The sequence below is a fragment of the Gordonia amicalis NBRC 100051 = JCM 11271 genome, from assembly GCF_000332995.1.
GTDB classification, from domain to species: domain Bacteria; phylum Actinomycetota; class Actinomycetes; order Mycobacteriales; family Mycobacteriaceae; genus Gordonia; species Gordonia amicalis.
The window spans coordinates 1-20794 of record NZ_BANS01000013.1 but is presented as its reverse complement, the minus strand read 5'-3'; the positions used below and the strand labels follow the sequence as shown (position 1 = coordinate 20794).

The window sequence follows — 20794 nt, the reverse complement described above, 5'->3', positions numbered from 1 at the left end:
GAGCCCCTTTCGTTCCCGTCAGACTCTACTGTCTGGCGAGGTGTCGGCCTGACGGCGCGACTGCATGTGTCGCATCACCAGGATCGTCTGATACCAGTACAGGACGAAGGACCACAGGTAGAGCCCCACACCCCAGATCATGAACGCCCACCCGACCGGGTACGCGATGTCGCCGACGACCGAATCGAGCTGTCCGGCAAGCAGCCACGGGAACGCACTCATCAGCGCGAAGGTCGCGGCCTTGCCGATGTAGAGCACCGGCAGTGCCAGCACACCGCGCGTACGCAGCAACGGCGCCGTGGCGAACAACAGCACATCCCGGCCGACGATGACACCGATGAGCCACCACGGCAGGAACTCACGCACGCCGAACGCCAGCGGGATGATGACGATGTAGAGCCGGTCGGCCGCCGGGTCCAGCAGGGCCCCGATCCGCGACGACTGATCGAGCAGACGAGCCAGCTTCCCGTCGGCCCAGTCCGAGAATCCCGAGAACATCAGGACCGCGAACGCCCACCCGTCGGCCTTCTCGACGAGCAGCAACCACACGAAGACCGGGATGAGGACGAGCCGGAGCACGCTGAGCGCATTCGGCACGGTCACGATCCGATCCGGAGCCGGCGCGGAGGCCGCCTCCGGCTCGGTCACCGGAAGATCCCGATGATGCCCTGCAGCGTCTTCGCCCCGCCCGAGGAGAAGAGGTTGTCGTGGACCATGTACGTCCATGTCGTCGTCGAGCGGTGCAGATCCGACGATCCGAGATCGACGCCGTCGGCGGTGATCTTCGCCTCGCGGAACGTCTCCCGCGCCTTCTCCAGCGCCTGGGCGGGCAGGTCGGCGAACTCGGCGAGGATCATCCGGTGGAACTCGTCGAGCGGGCTCTCCTTGCCCAGCGACCGCAGGTGGATGCTCGCCCGGACATCGGAGACGAAGGCGAGATGGTCCGCCCACGCACGGTCGAGGTGGTAGAGCACGATCTCCCGCGCCGCCTGGCCGAGCACGTCACGGGGCACCGGCTCGACGGCGACCTCGTCGTCGGCCTCCGCCGGGGACTTCTCCCCCGTCAGTTCGGCGTACCGCTCCGGTTCGAGTTCGGACAGTTCCTCGAGCGCGGTGTCGGAGGTCAGGATCTTCATGCGTCGGTCGACGATGATGTCGCGTTGCTGATTGACCAGCTTGTTGTATCGCCAGGTGTTGGCGTGCAATTCCAGGCGCACGCCCTCGGCGATCCGCTGCGCCTGCTCGATGAGGTCGATGCCCTTGCTGCCCATCGAACCGTCGTCGTTGGGCGACACCGGATCGCGCTTGAACGCGAGGTTCTTGGTGACGACCGGATCCTCGAGGCTGGAGAAGAAGACCGACGTACCCGGGTCGCCCTGACGGCCCGCGCGACCCCGCAGCTGACTGTCGAGCCGCTCGGTGTCGTGTCGTCCGGTGCCGACCACGCACAGACCGCCGAGCTCGACGACCGCGTCGCGGGCCGCGGAGTCGTCGGCCGAGCCGCCCAGCCGGATGTCGGTACCGCGGCCGGCCATCTGCGTGGACACCGTCACGGCATCACGCGCGCCGGCCTCGGCGATGATCTTCGCCTCCTGCGCGTCGTTCTTGGCATTGAGGACCACCGACGACACGCCGGCCTTCTCGAGGAAGTAGGCGAGCTCCTCGGACTCGGCGACGTCGTGAGTGCCGATGAGGACCGGTTGTCCGGTCTCGTGGATCTCCTTGACGTAGGCCACGATCGCCTCGACCTTGTTGGCCTTGGTGTCGTAGACCCGGTCGGGCAGATCGGTACGGATGTTCTCGGTGTTCGGCGGGATCTGCGACACCCGCAGGTCGTAGAACTGCCGGAACTGTTCGCCGGCCGCGAGTGCGGTACCGGTCATACCGCACACCTTGGGGTAGCGACCGATGAGCGCCTGCACGGTGATGGTGTCGATGACCTCACCGGAGTCGGTCTGGGCGAGACCCTCCTTGAGTTCGACGGCCGCCTGGACGCCGTCCGGCCAACGCTGCAGCTGCGCCACCCGACCACGCGAGGCGTTGATCAGGTGGACGCCGCCGTCGCGGACGATGTAGTGGATGTCGCGCTCGAGCAGATAGTGCGCGTGCATCGCGATGCTGACGTGCACGAGCGTGGAGCCGACGTGTTCCTCGCTGTAGAGGTCGATCCCGCCGAGTTCCTCCTCGACGAAGGCCGCGCCCTCGTCGGTGAGCGTCACGTTGCGACCCTCGGCATCGACCTCGTAATGCTTCTTCTTCATCCGCGACACCACGTCGTGGATGGCCTGGTCGGGAACCTCGGTCTCGGTCGATCCGGCCAGCACGAGCGGCACGAGCGCCTCGTCGACGAGCACCGAGTCGGCCTCGTCGATGATCGCCACGTCGGGCTTGGGCGAGACGAGGTCGGCCTCGGACAGGGCGAGCTGGTCGCGGAGGACGTCGAATCCGATCTCGTTGACCGAGCCGTAGGTGACGTCGCCGGCGTAGGCGCGCCGACGCTCCTCGCGGCTGGAGCTCTCCGAGATGGCATGTACCGCAATACCGAAGACGGCGAAGAGTGGCTTCATCCACTCCGCGTCACGGGTGGCGAGGTAGTCGTTGACGGAGATGACGTGGACCTGATGGCCTTCGAGCACATGCCCGATCGCCGCGATGGCGCCGGCGAGTGTCTTGCCCTCACCGGTGGCCATCTCGACGATGTCGCCTTCGAGGAGACGCAGCGCGCCCTGCAGCTGGACATCGAAGGGGCGCAGTCCGATCGAGCGATCCGCGGCCTCGCGGACGAGCGCCAGGAACTTGGCCCGGTCGCCGGCCTTCGCCCCGAGGTCGAGCTTCTCGGCCTCGCCGACGAAGGCGTCGTCGTCGAGTTCGGCTGCCCAATCGGTGTGGGCTTCGGCCTCCTTGATCACACTCAGCGACTTCGACTGATTGCGAGTCGACTGGGCACCCAGAAGTCGCCACATGCTGTTGGTCAGCTTTCCCACCGAAACACTTCTCCTGATCGTTTCCCGGCCACTACACGACCCGTCGCGCCACTCGGCCCCGTCAGGTCAGCAACAACGGTACGCGGCCCCTGGTAGAGCGGGGTCGGCGACATTATGATCAGTCCACCTGTTCCGCCCCGCCCGCATTTCGCCCTCTGCTTCCCCGACCCTAGGACGGCCGATGAGCGTGACCTTCCCGAACAGGACACGCCTGCGTCTGGTCCGGGCCGTTCTGGCCGGGCTGGTGGTGGCGACCGGCGTCGGTCTCGGCGCGTTCAACGCCTGGTGGGTCGCTCTGTCCGTCGGCGTTCCGCTGGTCTTCCTGGGCATCGCGATCGGTCCGCGCGCGTCGCGGGTGTCCGAACTGACGGAGTTCCGGCGCGGTGTCACCCGGGACGCCCCGCAGATCGAGGTCGAGGCACTGACCCGCAGCAGTCTCAGCTCCGACGACCTGCAGCCCACGATGGTCACCGCCACCGTCAGCCCGCCGAATGACACCTCCTACGAGGCGCGGTGGATCACCTCCATGGGCAAGGGCCACTTCCAGGCGCTGGCATCGAGCCCGTTCACGACACTCGCACCCGATCAACTGCCGCCCCGCGACCAGACCGACACCCCGGAGTTCGACGACCATCCCGGCCGGTGGGCGGTCATCTACCCCGTGGTGACACTTCTGGTCGCTCTTGCCCTGCTGTTCGGCGTCGCCGGGAGCTGGAAGATCTCCGGCCCTTCGTTCCCGTCGTTCGGTTCGGCCGTGGACGGAGATGCGGACGAGAACGAGGCCGCACTGGCCGAGCGCCACCAGCGGCTCCTGGACGAGATCGTCGACCGCCTGGGGCCCGGTGCCACCCGAAACGTCTTGCGCCTGAACTACAACCTCGACTCGTCCTCCGACCAGGCGATCGTGTTCGATCCCACGAACGGCCGCGCGACGAGCATCAACGTCTGGGACGGCGGTTCCAACGCGTCGGCGGTGCCCAACATGGACCGGGCGGACAAGACCTTCGACGCCGCGACCATCAATCCCGGTTCGCTCGGTGACATCACCCACTCGATGTCGGCGGAGGTCTCCCCCGCGGTGGCCGAGACAGAACTCGACCGGGTGCAGATCCAGCGACCCGTGCCGAACGAGCCGGTGGTCATCACCGGCACCTTCGACCCCGGCGACGCCTTCGTCCGCGACGTCGAGATCGAGGCCCACACCGACGGAACCGTCGCGGAGTTCTTCGACCCTGCGGATTTCGACACCGCCTTCACGATCGCCCGCGACGCACTGTCGCTCGCCGGCATCGCGCCGGACGCACCTGTCCTCGACGAGTTCGTGATCCGCGGCATCGCCGACAACACCCCGATCATCAGCGCCAGCAGCATCCAGAACAGCGGCGGTATCCTGATCCGGTACACGACCCCGATCCGCAGCGGACAGGTGGTGATCGCGCCCGGGAAGTTCCCGGAGGTCACCGGCAGGGAGGGACGCCACCGGCCCGACGGCTTCGACTTCGACGCGATCTCACCGCAGCTGTTCGACCGCGTTCGCGACGACGCGATGAAGCGCGGCTCGGTTCCCGAATACGATCGCGGGGCCGTCGCCATGGATGTGTCCGAGCCTCGGCTCCACGACGACCCGGGTCACGTGGTCCGCATCGAGATGGCCCGGGTCGAGGCATCGAAGGGCATGTACACACTCGGCGGAGAATTCATCAGAGCCGCCCATTACTGAAGCTCACACCTGCGGAGTACCGGCCTCGAGTGCGCGCCGCGTCACAGCGCGCAGCTCGGCGACCGCGGCCTCCGGCGGATGTAGGACCCCGCGATCGGACATCGTGGTGACGATGTCGCGGACGCGACCGTAGTAGGTCGCCTGCTCGGCGGGCGTGCTGCTGGCCTCGGCGTGGTTGTACAGCTTGAGGGCGGTGTCGAGGGCATCCCGGTCGGCGGGTTCGAGATAACCGGCCCCGATGCGTCGCCCGTGCTTCTCGCATGCGATCCACGCCCGCCGGAGCGCGGCCACGGACTGCTGGTAGGCATCGGCGCGACCGCGGTCGCCCGGGTAGGCGTCGGTGCGCAGCGCGGTGGCCTCGTCGAGCGCGAGATGGAAGGTCTGGGTCTGTTCGACGGTCACGTCGGTGACGGCCGGATACTTCAGCAGGAGGGCCGGGTCGAGTTCGTAGCTGCCGTAGACGCCGAGGATCTCGTCGTGGCGCCGGGTCGCCTCCTCCCACAGCCGCTGCGCGGCCTCATCCGATCCGGCGTCGGCGATACGGGGACGGCGCAGATCGACGGGTGAGTGCTCGTCGGACGAGGCGTCGTGGCCAGGCGGCACCGACGCCACCGACACCTTCTCCCGCTGCTCGGCGGCAGCTCTCGGTCGCGTCGAACTCTTCTGCGTCGAACGCTTCTGGGTCGAAACACGTTGTGGCGCATACTGTTTCAGTCGATCGATGACGACAGCGGCCGCCGGATCACCCTCGATGATCGCGACCCTCCAGAAGTCGGAGTCGAGATCTTCGTCCACCCCCGCGCCGACGCGCGGTTGCTCACGCGCGAAGGTCAGTTTGAGGTATTTCTGTCCGAAGACGGTGAGGTGCTGGGCCCGCTGTCCGGCCATCGGCGAGGTGTCGTCCGCCGGACCACCGATCGCGAAGGATCGTAGTGCGGTCAACGGGTAGGACACGAGCGTGCGGTCCTCGTCGCCGAAGTACACGGTGTCGTCGTCGACGGTCAGCAGCACCGCTCCACGCTCGCCCAGTCGGCCGTACGCCGCGGCGAACAGAGACAAGGCCAGCAGTCCGGCTACCACTGCCGAGATGAGCAGACCGTCGACGCCGGCGATGTTGAGCCCCACGAGCCCGACCAGCGCGACCATCATCACGATCCACGCGGCGCTCGCGGAACGGTGATGGCGGGCCGTCAGATACTCGGTCCGGCACGTCACGGGAACCACATCTCACCCCCGAAGGCCATATCGCATCCCCATCCGGTCGGCTACCGTAAAGATCGTGAGCTCCGGGTATCGCCGTCAGACGGCACGCGTACTCCACCCAGCCCGCGACCATCGCATCAGCTTACGCATTGTCGCGCTGGTCAGCGCAGTGTTGTTCGTGTCAGGTATCGGTGCATTCGGCGCCGGTCCGGGTGTCGCCGCGCCGGCAACTCCACCATTTGTCGGCAAGTCGTATTCGTCCACGACGGTCACCGGCCCCCAGATCCCCGGCGGAGGGCCGCTACAGGTGACCTTCCCCGCCGCCAACCGCATCTCACTGTTCGCCGGATGCAACCGGCACGTCGGTGAGATGAAGGTCGACGGTTCGGTCCTGCGCCTCGCCTCGCTCGCCTCGACGATGATGGCGTGCCCCGGTCCCCGCTCGGGCGCCGACGACTGGATCAACACGTTCACGAAGGAACCCCTCACCTGGTATTCGGTGGGCCACGCGCTCGTGCTCACCGCAGAGGGCACCCAGGTCCTGCTGATGGAAAAGTACTCGTGAGCACCTCCCCACCGGCGGTCGTCACGGTGACCGGTGCGGCCGGGAGCATCGGATATGCCAGCGTGTTCCGCATCGCCGCCGGCGCGATGCTGGGTCACGACCAACCCATCGCCCTCCGGCTCCTCGAGTTACCCCAGGCGGTTCCCGCCGCCGTGGGCACCGCGATGGAACTCGACGACGGCGCCTTCGGTCTGCTGAAATCGGTCGACGTCTTCGACGATCCGCGAAAAGCGTTCGACGGCGCTGGTTTCGCGCTGCTCATCGGTGCTCGTCCACGGTCCAAGGGCATGGAACGCGCTGATCTGCTCGCGGCGAACTCCGACATCTTCGCCGTGCAGGGCGCGGCCATCAACGAGGTTGCCGCCGACGACATCCGGGTGATCGTGGTGGGCAATCCCGCCAACACCAACGCCGCGGTCGCCTCGGCACACGCACCCGAGGTGCCGCCGCAGCGATTCACCGCGCTCACCCGTCTCGACCACAACCGCGCGATCGCCCAACTCTCCCACCGGGCCGGGGTCGAGGTCGGCGAGATCAGCCGGGTGACCATCTGGGGCAACCACTCGGCGACGCAGTACCCCGACATCTTCCACGCTCGTGTCGGCCGGCGAAGCGGCGCCGATCTCGCCGCCGATCGCGAGTGGCTCGTCGACGATTTCATCCCGACCGTGGCCCGCCGCGGCACCGCGATCCTCGAGGCACGCGGATCGTCATCGGCGGCGTCGGCGGCCAACGCGACGATCGACCACGTTCACGACTGGGTACTGGGGACCCCTGCCGACGACTGGACGTCCACCGCACTGCCGTCGCCCGGCGTCTACGGTGTGCCCGAGGGCATCGTCTGCTCGTTCCCGGTGCGTTCGGTCGCCGGCGAGTGGGAGATCGTCGAAGGGCTCGACATCAACGAGTTCTCGCGCGCCCGGATCGACGCGTCGATCGTCGAACTCGAGGCCGAACGCGATGCCGCTCTGACCCCGTGACCGGTCAGCAGCCCGTACTCTCTTCCCATGGCCAAGAAGGACACCCGGAAACCTCAGAAGATCTCCGACAACGTCTACGAGGCGGAGCTGTTCCGGCTGCAGACCGAGTTGGTCAAACTCCAGGAATGGGTGCGTGAGACCGGCACTCGCGTGGTGGTGGTCTTCGAGGGACGCGACGCCGCGGGCAAGGGCGGCACCATCAAGCGGATCAGCCAGTATCTGAGTCCTCGCATCGCGCGGGTCGCTGCGCTTCCGGCACCCACCGACCGCGAACGCGGGCAGTGGTACTACCAGCGCTATGTCGCGCATCTGCCGGCGCCCGGCGAGATCGTGCTGTTCGACCGGTCCTGGTACAACCGTGCCGGAGTCGAGAAGGTCATGGGTTTCTGCACGCCCGAGGAACACAAACGGTTCCTGCGGCAGACGCCGATCTTCGAGCAGATGCTGATCGACGACGGCATCATCCTGCGCAAGTACTGGTTCTCCGTCTCCGACGACGAACAGCTCAAGCGATTCCGCCAGCGCGTGAAAGATCCCGTGCGGCAATGGAAGTTGAGTACGATGGATCTCGAGTCGGTCTACCGATGGGAAGACTACTCGCGCGCCAAGGACGAGATGATGGTGCACACAGACACTGCGCTGAGCCCCTGGTACGTGGTCGAATCCGACGTGAAGAAGCACGCGCGGCTCAACATGATCGCACACCTGCTCGACAGCATCGACTACGGCGAGGTGCCCCGTCCGCGGGTGACGTTACCGAAGAAGCCGGTCGACACGGGCAACTACCACCGGCCGCCGCGTTCCCTGTCCAAGTACGTGCCCGACCACGTGGCGACGCTGATCCGCACCGACAATTGATCGGGTTCTGATGTGGATCGGGTTCGCCGAGTTCGACTATCGCCTCGGTGATGTGCACTCGCTGAAGCAGAAGCGTTCCATCGTCCGGCCGATCGTCGCCGAACTACGCCGACGGTTCGCGGTCTCGGTGGCCGAGGTCGGGCACCTCGACATGCATCGGCGCGCGTTGATCGGCACGAGCGTGGTGGCGGCCGACCGGACCCACGTCGTCGATGTGCTCGACGCGGTCGAGAGATCCGCCGCCAACCATCCCGAGGTCGAACTCTTGTCGATGCGCCGCCGGATTCTCAATTCCGAAGACCTCTGAGACCGTCCTACATCCCGGCGGAAGCCACAGCCGGAAAGCGCCCCCCTTTCCAGGGTGCTCTGCTCACACCACGCCGGCCGCGACCGCCGCCTCCCGGTACGCAGCGGCGAGCGAGTCGACGGTCTCGTGCGCATTGAGTCCGCTGGGGTTCGGAACCACCCAGAGCTGCGCCCCGTCCCAGGTCTCTTCCTGGCGGCCGGGCACCGCGTCTCGCCGCCCGAAGGCGCTGCGGTAGGCGGTGATCCCGGCGACCGCCACCACCCGGGGCCCGATCTCCCGCACGCGCGCCCGAAGCCGACGACCACCGTTCCGCAACTCGTCGACCGTGAGTTCCGCGGCGGTTGCGGTGGCGCGGGCAACGACGTTGGTGATGCCGATCCCCCGCCCGGTCAGCAGTTCGGCGTCGGCCTCGGACATGCCGCGCGACGCGTCGATCACCCGGTCGACGATCCCGGCGCGCGCCAGTGCCGGGTAGAAGCGATTTCCGGGCCGCGCGAAATGGGCTCCGGTGGCGGCGGTCCACAGTCCCGGGTTGATGCCGACGAACAGCAACCGGCAGCCGTCACCGACCAGGTCCTCGACGGTGCGGTCACGGTATTCGAGGAGTTCGGCCCTGGTGAATCCCATCCCCCGAGGCTAAACGGCCGGCCTTCGGGACCGAGGCCTGGTGCCGACGGGCCACCGACAGGGTTCGCGGCACCCGCAGATGTCGGACGAAGAATCGCACCTGCCCCGACAACCCCGCGCCAGAGGTGTCCAGACCATTACACTCACGCTGATGCTCGGACTCTCGTTCACGGTCTTGGGCGGGCTCGGCGCTCAGATCGGTTCCGATCCCGTCGAACTCGGCACCCGCAAACAACGTGCCACACTCGCGCAGCTCGTGCTGGCGGAGGGCGCGCCGCTGCGTGCCGACCGGCTGATCGAGGGAATCTGGGGCGACTCGCCGCCCGACCGTGCCGAAGTGTCCCTGCAGTCCTACATCTCGGGGCTCCGCAAGGCCCTCGAACCCGACCGCAAACCGCGCAGTCCCTCGACCGTGCTGCTCACCCACGGCACGGGCTACAGCCTCCCGACGGCACCTGAACAGGTCGACCTGCGGCGTCTGACCACCGACCTGACCTCGGCGCGGACCCTGATGCAGCACGGCGACACCGCCGCCGCGGCCCCGCTCCTGCAGGAGGTCCTCGACTCCTACCGTCCCCTTCTCCCGGAGTTCGAGGGGCTGGCGTTCCGCGACGAGGCCGCCGATCATCTCGACCGCATGCTCGGCGCGGCGCGGGAGATGTCTTTCGAGGCGCGGATGGCTGCCGGGGACCATCGTCTCCTGGTCACCGAACTCGACAGCGCCGTCGAACGATCGCCGCTCGACGAAGGCCTCTGGGTTCTGCTCGCCACCGCGCTGTACCGACTCGGGCGGCAGTCCGATGCCCTCGGGGCGATCGCCAATGCGCGCCGCATCCTCGCCGACGAGATCGGCGTCGACCCCGGACCGAGACTCCGCGAACTCGAACGCGACATCCTCGACCACGCCCCACATCTCGACGCGCCGACCGCACCGCGCGCGGCGATCACCATGAGCGAGCGGGCCGGCAACGGCGTCGTCGAGCATCCGGCCAGCGACGACGCGGAGAATCGGACGCCCGAAGCCGATCCCCTCGACCCCGCGGACGACGCGCCATCGCTCGTCGGGCGCACCGACGAACTGGCCGCGCTGCACCGCGCCGTACTCGCCTCGATGACCGGACACGGCGGGGTCGTCGTGGTGGAAGGCGAACCCGGAGCCGGCAAGACGGCCCTGATCGACGAAGCCGGCCGTCGTGCGGCCGGTGCCGCCGACCTTCGGGTGCTGTGGGGTCGGTGCGTGGACGATCCCGCGGCACCGTCGATGTGGCCGTGGGTCCAGATCCTCGGCACGGTCCTCCCCCAGCTCGATCCGGCCGACCGTGAGCGGCTCCTGGACAGCTCACTCGGCCGTATGGTCACCGAGGGCGTCAACGTCATCCCGCCACCGCGCCAGATGCCCGACGCCGCAGCACGTTTCCAGTTCTACGATCAGGCCGCCGATCTCCTCGACGGCGTCGCCGAGACCTCGAAGCTGATCATCGTCCTCGACGACCTCCAGTGGGCAGACGGTGCCTCACTGGAACTCTTCGCGCACATGACTTCTCGACGGACCCCGGGCGTCACGTTCTTCGCCTCCCTGCGGTCGCCGACCCACCGGCCGGTCGTCGCCTCGACACTGGCGACGCTGGCCCGGCTGCCCGAACACCGCCGTATCCAGGTCGGGCCACTCCGCGGAGACGACATCTCCGAGCTGATCCGCCGCGAGACGCAGCAGTGGCCAGAGGTCGCCACGGTGAGCTCGATCGAGCGACGCACCGGTGGTAACGCCTTCTTCGTCCGCGAACTGGCCCGCATCCTCGCCGCCCAGGGGTCGATCGCGGGTAACGCCGTGCCGTCCGGGGTGCGCGACGTGGTGCGCCAAAGGCTGCTCGGACTGTCCACGGAGACAACCGAACTCCTCGACATCGCGGCGCTCATCGGCACCCGGGTGGATCTGGTGTTGCTCGCGACCGCAGCCGGACGGCCGGTCGACCAGGCGCTCGACAACCTCGAAGCCGCCTCCGCCGCCGGGGTCATCGATCTCGGACCCGACGATCCGTTCGGATTCAGTTTCAGCCACGACATCATCCGTGAGGCGATCGCCGACGCGATCCCCTCGATGCGCGCCCGACGCATCCACCTGGCCATCGCCGACGCACTGGCCGGCAATTCGTCACCGCACGCGGTCACCCGGGTCGCTCGCCACCTGTGGTCGGCAGGTCCCCTCGCCGACCGTGAGCGCACGACCAGCGCCCTTCTGACGGCGGGCGACATCGCTCTGCGCACCTACGATTTCGACGGCGCGAAACGCCATTTCGGCGATGCGTCGACGCTGGCGCGGGCCACCGGGGACCAGCAGGCCGAACTGCGGGCGATCGCCACCCAGCTGGCGGGTGAGGTCTCCACTCACGGGTACTTCGCCGCCGACCCCGACCTCCAGGAGCGCGCCCGCACACTGGCGACCGCACTCGACGACCGGCGACTGCTGGCCACCCTCGACTACGCCCGCTGCGCCGCGCACATCCAGGTCGCCGACGTACGCACGGGCCACCGGCTCGCGAACGATCTACGTGCACGTGCCGAACGGTCGGACGACGCCGTGGTCGTTCACCTCGGCATGCAGGTCGCCGGGATCGACGAGTTCACGCGCGGCAATTTCGGTGCGGCTCATCGCATCCTGGACACCTACGGCCCTCTCGACGACGTCGACGGGCTCCGCGACGACCAACTGACGATGGCACGCGGCTTCCGGATCTGGGCGGCGACGATCCACGTCGGCGGTGATGCCGGCCGCGGGCTGTTCGCGACGATGTCTGACGCCCGCCCGGACCCCAGGTCGCGGTTGGGTACGGCGATCTTCGCGGTCGGCGCGGCGGCGATGATCGGTGACGCGGAGTGGGCGCTCGACGCCGGACAGATCATCGACTCCGAGGTTCCGGGTCCGCTCGCATATCTGCGTCGCGGCGGCGAACGCATGTACTGGTGGGCGCGTGCGATGACCGGTGAACTCGACGACGCCCTGGTCCGAATCGATCAGCTGGACACCGGCGGACCCGCGACCGACGAACCCGGCAGTGCGGCCCCTCCGCGCACAGGTGAGGGATTCTGGCTCGGGTTGCACGCCGAGGTACTGGTCACCGCGGGCAAGACCGACGCGGCCGCCCTCCTGGACCAGGCGGACGACTTCGCCGAGCGAACCGGTGAGCGCTACGGGGACGCGCACCGTCTTCTCGTCCGCGCCCGCTACGAGTACGCCAACGGTCGGCCGGCCTCGGTGTTCGGCGCGACGCTCGGACGCGCTCGGGACGTCGCGATCACCCAGGAGGCAAAAGCCCTGGTCGGGCGGATCGACGCGCTCGCCGCAGAGTGGGGCGTGTCCTCGTCGGTGTGAGGCTCAAGTCCGCCTCAAGTCGCCTCCAAGCCCCGTCGGGAAATCTGGTCTGCGAATCCGGGCCGACCGGAGACCAGAAGAACGCCCGCGCCGGCCGAGCCGGCCACACCCGAGGACTCACCGAATGACCCCGACACCCACCTCACCGACCGGCCGACCCGAACGGTTGATCGTCCGCACCCGCACCTCGGTGCTCGCACAGTTGCGCCACCGGATCGCCGGCGAGGTACTCGGCCCCGGAGATGCGGGTTTTCGCGAGGCCCGCGCCGGTTTCAACCGGCTCGTCATCCACCGACCATCGGTGATCGCGATCCCGGAGAACCATTTCGACGTGGTCGAAGCCGTGCGGTTCGCCGCCGAGGAAGATCTGCGGATCACGGTCCAGGCAACCGGTCACGGGACCGGCGTACCGGCCGACGGCAGTCTCCTCATCAATACTTCCCGCCTCACGTCGGTGACCGTCGACCCCGTCACGCGGACCGCCCGGGTCGCCGCCGGCGCCACCTGGAAGATGGTCCTCGATGCCGCGGTCCCGTACGGACTCGCACCCCTGATGGGTTCGGCGAGCACCGTCGGCGCGGTCGGCTACACCCTCGGGGGCGGTTTCGGCTGGCTCGGACGCCGCTTCGGTCTGGGGTCGGACGCCGTGCTCGCCTTCGATCTCGTGACCCCCGACGGCACCCCGATCCGCGTCAGCGACGCGAGCTTCCCGCACATCTTCTGGGCTCTGAAGGGCGGTGGAGCCGGCAGCCTCGGCGTCGTCACCTCGATGGAGATCGCCCTCGCCGACGTCGCGACCGTGTACGCGGGCAACTTGTTCTACCCGGTCACCGAGGCCGAGGAGATCATGCGCCGGTTCCGGGACTGGGCACCGGCCCAGCGCGAGGAACTGACCTCGGCGGTCACCATCCTGAATCTCCCGCCCACCGACGACGTTCCGGAACCGTTGCGCGGCGGCAGTTTTGCGGTGGTGCGTGGCTGCTGGTCCGGTGACATCGCCGCCGGCCGCGCGGTCGTCGACGAGTGGCGGAACTGGCGGACACCCCTCGTCGACCTGTGGGACGAGATGCCGTTCGCGGCAGCGGACGCGATCAGCATGGACCCCACCGAACCGATGCCGGTCATGGTCACCACCGAATGGTTCGACGACCTGCAGGACGAGGCGATCGACGTCATCGCCGGACGCAGCCGGCCGGCACCGGGCTCGGCACCGCTCATCGTCTCCGCCGAGATCCGCCACGCCGACGGCGCAATCGCGCGCGGAGCCGCCCGGGCGGCGAACGATCGGGCACGCTCCGGACAGTTCCTCCTCGAACTCATGTCGATCGTCCCCGATCCCCATGTGGCGTTGGCCGTCGAATCGACGCTGCGCGTCACCCGCACCGAGCTCGCGCCCTATGTCACGGGTGCGACGTACCTGAACTTCACGTCGGGAGCCGAACGCGCCGGCCGCGCCGCAGAGTCCTACAGCGTCGAACACCGTCGTCGGCTCCTGGAGATCAAGGCGACGCTCGACCCGCACGACAGGTTCTGCCACGGCGACATCGTCTGACACCCGGGCAGTCGGCCGACGGGGGTTGCGCGACCACGCCGATCCGTGGACTGATGGGGTCATGACCGATCCGACGCCGTCGCACCTCGACGTCCCGCTGCTCGTCGTGGACGGTGCGAATGTCGTCGGATCGGTGCCGGACGGATGGTGGCGAGACCGTCGGGGTGCGGCGGAGCGCTTGCGGGATCGTCTCGCTGAACTCGCTGCCCCAGGTATCGAGGCGTTGACCGGTCCGCTCGCGATCATGCTCGTCGTCGAGGGCAGGGCTCGGGGGATCGCGTCGGTCCCCGGCGTCACGGTGGTGGAGGCGCAGGCGGTCGGCGACGACATGATCGTCGACGTCGTGGGCCGGCACCCCGACCGTCGTCGAGTGGTCGTCACCGCCGATCGCGAACTCCGCGCGCGGGTCACCGCGCTGGGGGCCGAGACCCTCGGACCGTCGTCGATCCCGCGCTGAGCCCGGTCGGTCCGCGGTGCCGGACATCCGACAATGCAGTGCCGAGAATCGAAGCTGTGCCACGTTTTCCCAGTCCCACGCCCGAGCTCGGCCGCACGGAGAATAATGCCTGCGAGTGTCGGCACTCGCCGACCGACGAAAGGGGTTCGGTGTGAATGACGTAGACGTACTGGTCGCGGGCGCGGGCCCGATCGGTCTGACCGCTGCCATCGAACTCCGCCGGCGAGGGGTCCGGGTGCGGATCGTCGACCCCCTTCTCGACCCTCCCCAGTACGCGAAGGCCGTTGGGATTCAGCCACGGACCCTCGAGGTGTTCGAGAGCATGGGGGTTCTCGAGCCGATCCTGGACGCGGGTATGGAGATGCGCGGGCAGTTGGTGTACGTCAATGGTTCTGAGGTCTCACGGATCGACCTGTCCACGCCGGACGATGTCCCCTTCCGCTTCCACCTGCTGCCGCAATACGCCACCGAGCGCGTCCTGCGAGACCGGCTCACCGACCTCGATGCCGAGATCGAACGCGGCGTGCGGGTGTCGGCGTTCGAGCAGGACGTCGACGGCGTCACCGTCACGCTGGCCGACGCGGACGGTGGCGAGACCCAGGTCCGCGCGTCATATCTGATCGGCGCCGACGGCGCGCACAGCACGGTTCGCAAGGGTCTCGGTCTGAGCTTCGAGGGCGGTGCGTTCGCCGAGCAGTACATGCTGGGCGACGTGGCCGTGGACTGGTCGATGCCCCGTGGCTACGCGATCCGCGCGATGCATCAGGCCGGCGACGGCACCACCGACGACCTGCTGGTGTGCATCCCGCTACCGGGCCGCGGACGGTATCGCATGTCGATGCTCGTACCCGACGAACTCGCGATCGGCGAGACCTCCGGCGGGGACGGTGTCGCGCATGGTTTCGAGGGCACCCGCACGCCCGAGCTGTCCCACATCCAGGCCGTCGTCGACCGGTTGTCACCCGAACCCGCCACTGTGTCGGACATGCGCTGGTCGTCGGTGTTCCGCATCAGCCATCGGATCGTCGATTCCTACGGTCGCGGAAGGGTGTTCGTGGCCGGCGATGCCGCGCACATCCATCCGCCCACCGGCGCTCAGGGGATGAACACCGGTGTGCAGGACGCCCACAACCTCGCGTGGAAGCTGGCGCTGGCCGTCGACGGCGTCGCGGCACCCGGCCTGCTCGACAGCTATGACCTGGAACGACGACCGGTCGGTGAGGAGGTCGTCGGACGTACGGTCCGCGACGCTCGGGAGGGCATCGGCACCGATTCCACCGACGTCGACTTCGTGACGCGCCGCGAAGCCCAGCTGCTGATCTCCTACGCCGACAGCCCGTTCACCGCGGGTTCGACGGTCCCCGGCACGCCGTCGGCACCGCGGGCAGGGGAACGGGCCCCGGACGCCGCAGGGCTCGGTCGCGAATCGGTGAATCACCCGCTCCGGCTGTTCTCCTTGCTGGGCGGCGTCGACCACTCGCTCGTGTTGTACGCCGACGCGACCTCGGGTGCCGAGGACGTCGCCGTGCTCGAAGGCCTGGCCGCGGAGATCACCGCGGCGGCACGCGGGCACATGACCGTACACGTGGTGGCGGCACCGACCGCGCAGGTCGGCAGCACCGACCTGCCGTTGCTCCGCGACACCGAAGGCCTCTTCGCCGCCGGATACCGACCGGACGGTTCGACGGCCTTCGTCATCCGCCCGGACGGCTATCTCGGTTACCGCGGCCCGCTCGACGACGCCGCCGCGGTCCTGGCTTACCTCCGCGCCACATTCGCGTGACCGGGATCGCTTCTCGCGAAGCGCCGAGTCGCGCCGCCGCCCCGCCGCCGTAGTCTCTCACCATGAGGGAATGGGGGCAGGTGCCGCGACTTCGCGGGCTGGCGAGCCGCATGGGGGCATCGGCACGACGCCGGGCCGGTGAGTCCTACGTCGGACGCGCCCTGGGCTCCGGTGAGGTCATCTACCTGATCGCACCGACCGGATACCCCAACTACGGCGACGAACTCATCGCGCGCACCTGGCTGCGCCACCTCACGCGCATCCGTCCCCACGCGACGGTGATCCTGGACTGCCACAACCCCGGGTCGGCGACCGCCTTGATGGGTGACGCGCACCCGAACCTGCTCGTCGTCGACACGCTCTGGCAACTCACGAACCACGCCCCCGGCATCGAACCCGACGCCCCGTGGGCGTGGGTCGGCCGGGCTGTCCTCGACTCCGGCCTGGCACCGCGGCTGAGCGCCGGTATCAACCTCCTCCACACGGCGACCACCATCCATCTGCTCGGCGGCGGATATGTGAACACCGTGTGGCCGCATCATGTTTCGCTGCTCGTGGGGGCCGCCGCGGTATCGGGCAGATCGGGAGCGAGGGCCGTGGCCACCGGGCAGGGACTGGTGCCCACCGTCTCCGAACCCGCGTGGACCGCCCTGGCCACGGCGCTGGGCACCTTCGACATCATCGATGTGCGTGACACGCCGTCGGCGCAGGCGCTCGATGGGGTCGCGGGCGTGCGGAACTCCGGGGACGACGCCTGGCTCGCACTCAACCGTCCGCAACCGGCGATCTACCGCGACGAGACTCCCGCCGACGCACCGGGTCACGGTCACGGTGTGGTGCTGTGTCTGCAGTCGGACCTCACCGAGAAGTTCACCGGCTCACGCGGATCCGGAGCGGAGGCGCTCGCCGGGTTCGTGCACGACACCCTCGACGCCTGGGAGGTACCGGGAACCGGGGTCACCGTCGTCGAGGGAATCCCGGGACACGACTACGAGGTCCCGTTCCGTCTCGGGTCTCGACTCGACGGCGCACGCATCCTCAGTTTCCGTGACGTCTGGCTCGACGGGCTGCCCGCAGGGCAGGGCAACACCTGGATCAGCACGCGATTCCACCCCCACCTGATGGCGGCTGCGGCCGGGGACCCGGGCGTCGCGGTCGTGCCGATGCCGGTCTACTACTCGATCAAGCACCGTTCCCTCGTCGAGGCCGGATCCTCCTGGAGTGTCGTCGATTCGGGAGACACGATCCCCGACCGGCCCACCGCCGGCGGTTTCGGGACGATGCAGCGGCAACGGGCCATCGAGGCCAAGGTCGCCACCGCACTCGACATCTACCCGGTGGCGGCTCTCTTCGCGCATCGGGTCTGAGGTAAACCGGACAGCGCGAATTCTGCGCCAGATACCGAGATGGACTGGCTGTTCGAGTCGTCTGCGAGAGATCATCACGGGATGATCCGTCGGCCCGTGCGCCCCGCTGTCCTACGAGTCCTGGTGTTCGGCGTGACAGCGGTGCTCGGCCTCGCCGCCTGCTCGACGTCCCAGACGGCTTCCGACGGGTCGAGCACCCCCTCATCGGTGTCGGTCGAGAGCAGCGCCGCATTCCAGAAGGTGCTCGACGACCTCCAGTCCACCGGCGGCTTCCCCGGCGTCATCGCTCGCGTCATCTCACCGTCGGGTATCTGGACGGGAACGGCCGGCACGGCTGTCAAGGGACGGGATCGGCCGATCACCGCGTCCGATCACACCCGTATCGGTTCGCTCACCAAGACGATGACCGCGACGATCCTGCTGCAACTCGTCCAGGACGCGCGGGTCTCGCTCGATGATCCGATCAGCAAGTACATCCCCGGCGCCCCCAACGGGAACGCCACCGTCCGTCAGGTCGCAGACATGACCAGTGGCATCCCGTCGTACACCCTGTCCGACACCTTCACGCAGAGATTCTTCTCCGATCCCGGATATGACTGGGCGCCAACCGAACTCGTCGACGCCTCGAAGACGTTGCCACCGGCCTTCGCGCCTGGGGACGGCTGGCAGTACTCGAACACCAACTACGTGCTGCTGGGGCTCCTCATCGAGAGGGTCCTGCGGCAACCGATCCGCGACGTCTTCGACGAACGGATCTTCGGCCCGCTGGGCATGGACGATTCGTCCTGGCCGGGCGGATCCGTCGACATCCCCGATCCCCACGTCGACGGCGTGACCAGCCAGGGTCAGCCGGCCGGGAAGACCGTCGACTCCACCGACTGGAATCCGTCCTTCGCCTTCACTGCGGGCGCGGTGATCTCGACCCTCGACGACCTGCAGCGCTGGGGCGATGCCCTGTTCACCGGCCGGGCGGTGCTCAACGCGTCCACCCAGCAGTTGCGTCGCGACTCGATCCTCACGTCTCCGCCGCCGAACACCGCCACCGCGGGGTATGGCATCGGTATCGGCAATCGGGACGGCTGGTGGGGCCACGACGGCGATTTCCCGGGCTTCAACTCGTCGCTGTTCCACAACTACGATTCCGACACGACCATCATCATCCTGGTGAACAGTGACGACGACATCACCGTCGACGGCAAGCAGGAACCACCGGTGTCGGCGATCCTCGCCGGGTTGATCGCCGCATTGCCGACGTAGACGTCGGCGTAAGGTCGTCGGCATGGCCAGAACCGTTGCGAAAGCCGATGCCGTCGACCGTGCCGGACTGCTGGACTTCATCCGGCCCCGTCACAAGATGATCCTCAGCACCGTCCGATCGAACGGCAGCCCGCAGCTGTCGCCGGTGACCGGCGGCGTCGATGCCGACGGCCGCATCGTGATCTCGACCTATCCGGGTCGCGCGAAGGCGACGAACCTCCGCTCCACCCCGGTGGCGAGCGTCGTCGTGCTGTCCGACGAGTTCAACGGCGCCTGGGTCCAGGTCGACGGAGACGCCGAGGTCCTGGACATGCCCGAGGCCGAGGACGCCCTCGTCGACTACTTCCGCAGCATCTCCGGCGAACATCCGGACTGGGATGAGTACCGTGCCGCGATGCGCATGCAGGGCAAGTCGCTGATCCGCATCACCCCGACGCGATGGGGCCCGATCGCCTCTGGCGGCTTCCCCGCCGACGTCGCGGCGAAGCTGGACGCACAGGACGGCTGAGCTCGAGTTCGACGACTCACGTGCGACGACGCAGGACACGTGACCCGTCAGAACGGCGGCGGGTCTGCCTGGTCGGCGAGGCGTTGCTTCTTGTTGCGGGCACGTTCGGCCCGCCGGCGTGCGTGTTTGTTGGCAAGCCGGTTGGTGGGCGGCGGGGTGTCCTCGCCGGTGATGACCCGAGGGGTCGGTGGTGCCTGGGGTGGTTGTTCGTAGCGGATGCGTCGCAGGTTGGGGAAGAAGTCCTCGAGCGTTTCGGCGTCACCGAGCATGGTGAAACCCTCCGGAGTGCGGTACTCGGTGACCAGGTGGCCGTCGTCGTCGCGGTACTGGGCATCGATCCAGTCGCCGAAGGTCTTGTGCAGGTGCCCGAACCAGCATTTGGCGTTCAGGTTCTCACTCGACGTCGCCCCGCCGTGGGTGGGGCTGGTGTGGTCGTACTCGGTGACGTGGTCGAGGTCGCTGTCGAATGCTGAACTCGGGCAGCCGGGTTCGGTGCAGTAGCCGTCGCGCACGCGCACGAAATTCGCGCAGGCGGTGGTGGACCGGTAGGGATCGGCGGATTGTGCACCGGGATAGACAACGACTACACCCGACGACGCCGCCTCCGGCGCATCCGTCGAGTTCGGCTCGGACGGCTCACCAGTCGCACCGGCGTCGGGTCGCGAACGCTCGACCTGACGCGACTGTGCGTCGCCCTCGTCTTCACCGGCCGACGAGTCCGACTCTGCGGCAACACGTATGGGTGCCGTGCGGACCGGGGTGATGGGTTTGATGGTCGCGTCGGGCCGGTTGGCGAGGTCGCGAATGTGTTCGTCGGAGATGACGCCGTGGCCGTCGACCCAGCCGATACCGGGCGCGCCGTCGAGAGTGGCGGGGTCGGTGACGGCGTGGATGACGATCTCGGTACTCACCGACCGGACCACCTCAGCCGGGTCGGGGATGTCGGCGTCGCAGTCCTCCCGCTGGCACTGACACTCGAAGGCGGTGCCGGTCAGCAGTGCGAACATGGCATCGGAGTTGCGTTGGTTGCGTTTACGGCCGTCATGGGCGCAGACGGTGTCGGCCAGCGCTTTCACCGCCTTCTCGGCGATGCGGATGTTTTCGGCGGCCATGACGCCGGTGATCTCACCGGTACCGTCGGCGAAGTTCTCCGTCCACACCCCACGCTTGTCCAAGGCTTCGCGGCGGCGTTCCCGGACCGCGTCGGGGTCGTGACGGAAGACCAGGCGATCAACCATGTCGCGCAGTCGCACCGT

The 20794-nt window shown here is 68.2% G+C and carries 17 protein-coding genes; 12 read left to right on the top strand and 5 right to left on the bottom strand.

The annotated features are described in order from the left end of the window. Nucleotides 1-18: 18 nt before the first annotated feature. Nucleotides 19-648: a CDP-alcohol phosphatidyltransferase family protein gene (locus GOAMI_RS05865; protein WP_006435493.1), complete on the bottom strand. Its 630-nt coding sequence runs from the start codon at nucleotides 646-648 to the stop codon at nucleotides 19-21. Continuing rightward, nucleotides 645-2984, bottom strand: a complete 2340-nt coding sequence (secA2, locus tag GOAMI_RS05860) for an accessory Sec system translocase SecA2 (protein WP_006435492.1) — start codon at nucleotides 2982-2984, stop codon at nucleotides 645-647. The genes GOAMI_RS05865 and secA2 overlap by 4 nt, the downstream gene beginning before the upstream one ends. Nucleotides 2985-3165: 181 nt before the next feature. Here secA2 and GOAMI_RS05855 point away from each other — a divergent pair, with 181 nt between their 5' ends. Beyond that, complete coding sequence (locus GOAMI_RS05855) at nucleotides 3166-4704, top strand: hypothetical protein (RefSeq protein WP_006435491.1); 1539 nt, start codon at nucleotides 3166-3168, stop codon at nucleotides 4702-4704. 3 nt (nucleotides 4705-4707) lie between these two features. Here GOAMI_RS05855 and GOAMI_RS05850 read toward each other — a convergent pair whose 3' ends face one another. Then, nucleotides 4708-5928, bottom strand: coding sequence for a hypothetical protein (locus tag GOAMI_RS05850; RefSeq protein WP_006435490.1), 1221 nt, complete (start codon nucleotides 5926-5928; stop codon nucleotides 4708-4710). A gap of 148 nt (nucleotides 5929-6076) precedes the next feature. Between GOAMI_RS05850 and GOAMI_RS05845 the strand changes: the two genes are divergently transcribed. From GOAMI_RS05845 to GOAMI_RS05830, 4 genes are read left to right on the top strand one after another with little or no spacing between them, the layout of a single operon-like run. Continuing rightward, on the top strand, nucleotides 6077-6472 hold the full coding sequence (locus tag GOAMI_RS05845; RefSeq protein ID WP_006435489.1) for an META domain-containing protein: 396 nt from the start codon (nucleotides 6077-6079) through the stop codon (nucleotides 6470-6472). Then, nucleotides 6469-7452, top strand: a complete 984-nt coding sequence (locus GOAMI_RS05840; protein WP_006435488.1) for a malate dehydrogenase — start codon at nucleotides 6469-6471, stop codon at nucleotides 7450-7452. Before GOAMI_RS05845 ends, GOAMI_RS05840 begins: the two co-directional genes overlap by 4 nt. 27 nt (nucleotides 7453-7479) lie before the next feature. Beyond that, nucleotides 7480-8310 (top strand): polyphosphate kinase 2, encoded by an 831-nt coding sequence (gene ppk2 / locus GOAMI_RS05835; RefSeq protein WP_006435487.1) that lies wholly within the window; start codon nucleotides 7480-7482, stop codon nucleotides 8308-8310. Between the two features lie 10 nt (nucleotides 8311-8320). Continuing rightward, nucleotides 8321-8617, top strand: a complete 297-nt coding sequence (locus GOAMI_RS05830; protein ID WP_006435486.1) for a DUF503 domain-containing protein — start codon at nucleotides 8321-8323, stop codon at nucleotides 8615-8617. A gap of 63 nt (nucleotides 8618-8680) precedes the next feature. Here the strand turns inward: GOAMI_RS05830 and GOAMI_RS05825 are convergent, their stop codons facing one another. Next, a complete protein-coding gene (locus GOAMI_RS05825; RefSeq protein ID WP_006435485.1) occupies nucleotides 8681-9244 on the bottom strand; it encodes a mismatch-specific DNA-glycosylase in 564 nt (187 codons plus the stop codon). A gap of 151 nt (nucleotides 9245-9395) precedes the next feature. Between GOAMI_RS05825 and GOAMI_RS05820 the strand changes: the two genes are divergently transcribed. The 7 genes from GOAMI_RS05820 to GOAMI_RS05790 all read left to right on the top strand — a co-directional run bounded on the left by GOAMI_RS05820 (nucleotide 9396) and on the right by GOAMI_RS05790 (nucleotide 19538). Then, the gene (locus GOAMI_RS05820) at nucleotides 9396-12614 is read left to right on the top strand and encodes an ATP-binding protein (protein ID WP_006435484.1); all 3219 of its coding nucleotides are present in this window, start codon (nucleotides 9396-9398) and stop codon (nucleotides 12612-12614) included. A gap of 124 nt (nucleotides 12615-12738) precedes the next feature. Beyond that, nucleotides 12739-14166: an FAD-binding oxidoreductase gene (locus GOAMI_RS05815; protein ID WP_006435483.1), complete on the top strand. Its 1428-nt coding sequence runs from the start codon at nucleotides 12739-12741 to the stop codon at nucleotides 14164-14166. A gap of 61 nt (nucleotides 14167-14227) precedes the next feature. Beyond that, nucleotides 14228-14623, top strand: coding sequence for a PIN domain-containing protein (locus tag GOAMI_RS05810; protein ID WP_006435482.1), 396 nt, complete (start codon nucleotides 14228-14230; stop codon nucleotides 14621-14623). A gap of 151 nt (nucleotides 14624-14774) precedes the next feature. After that, nucleotides 14775-16406 carry an FAD-dependent monooxygenase gene (locus tag GOAMI_RS05805; RefSeq protein WP_006435481.1) on the top strand — a complete coding sequence of 544 codons (1632 nt, stop codon included), beginning with the start codon at nucleotides 14775-14777 and terminating at the stop codon, nucleotides 16404-16406. A gap of 62 nt (nucleotides 16407-16468) precedes the next feature. Beyond that, a complete protein-coding gene (locus GOAMI_RS05800) occupies nucleotides 16469-17773 on the top strand; it encodes a polysaccharide pyruvyl transferase family protein (RefSeq protein WP_006435480.1) in 1305 nt (434 codons plus the stop codon). 81 nt (nucleotides 17774-17854) lie between these two features. Then, the gene (locus GOAMI_RS05795) at nucleotides 17855-19030 is read left to right on the top strand and encodes a serine hydrolase domain-containing protein (protein ID WP_040004611.1); all 1176 of its coding nucleotides are present in this window, start codon (nucleotides 17855-17857) and stop codon (nucleotides 19028-19030) included. Between the two features lie 22 nt (nucleotides 19031-19052). Next, complete coding sequence (locus GOAMI_RS05790) at nucleotides 19053-19538, top strand: PPOX class F420-dependent oxidoreductase (RefSeq protein ID WP_006435478.1); 486 nt, start codon at nucleotides 19053-19055, stop codon at nucleotides 19536-19538. Between the two features lie 47 nt (nucleotides 19539-19585). Here GOAMI_RS05790 and GOAMI_RS05785 read toward each other — a convergent pair. After that, nucleotides 19586-20794: HNH endonuclease signature motif containing protein (locus GOAMI_RS05785; protein WP_006435477.1), on the bottom strand; the 1209-nt coding region annotated here is incomplete at its 5' end.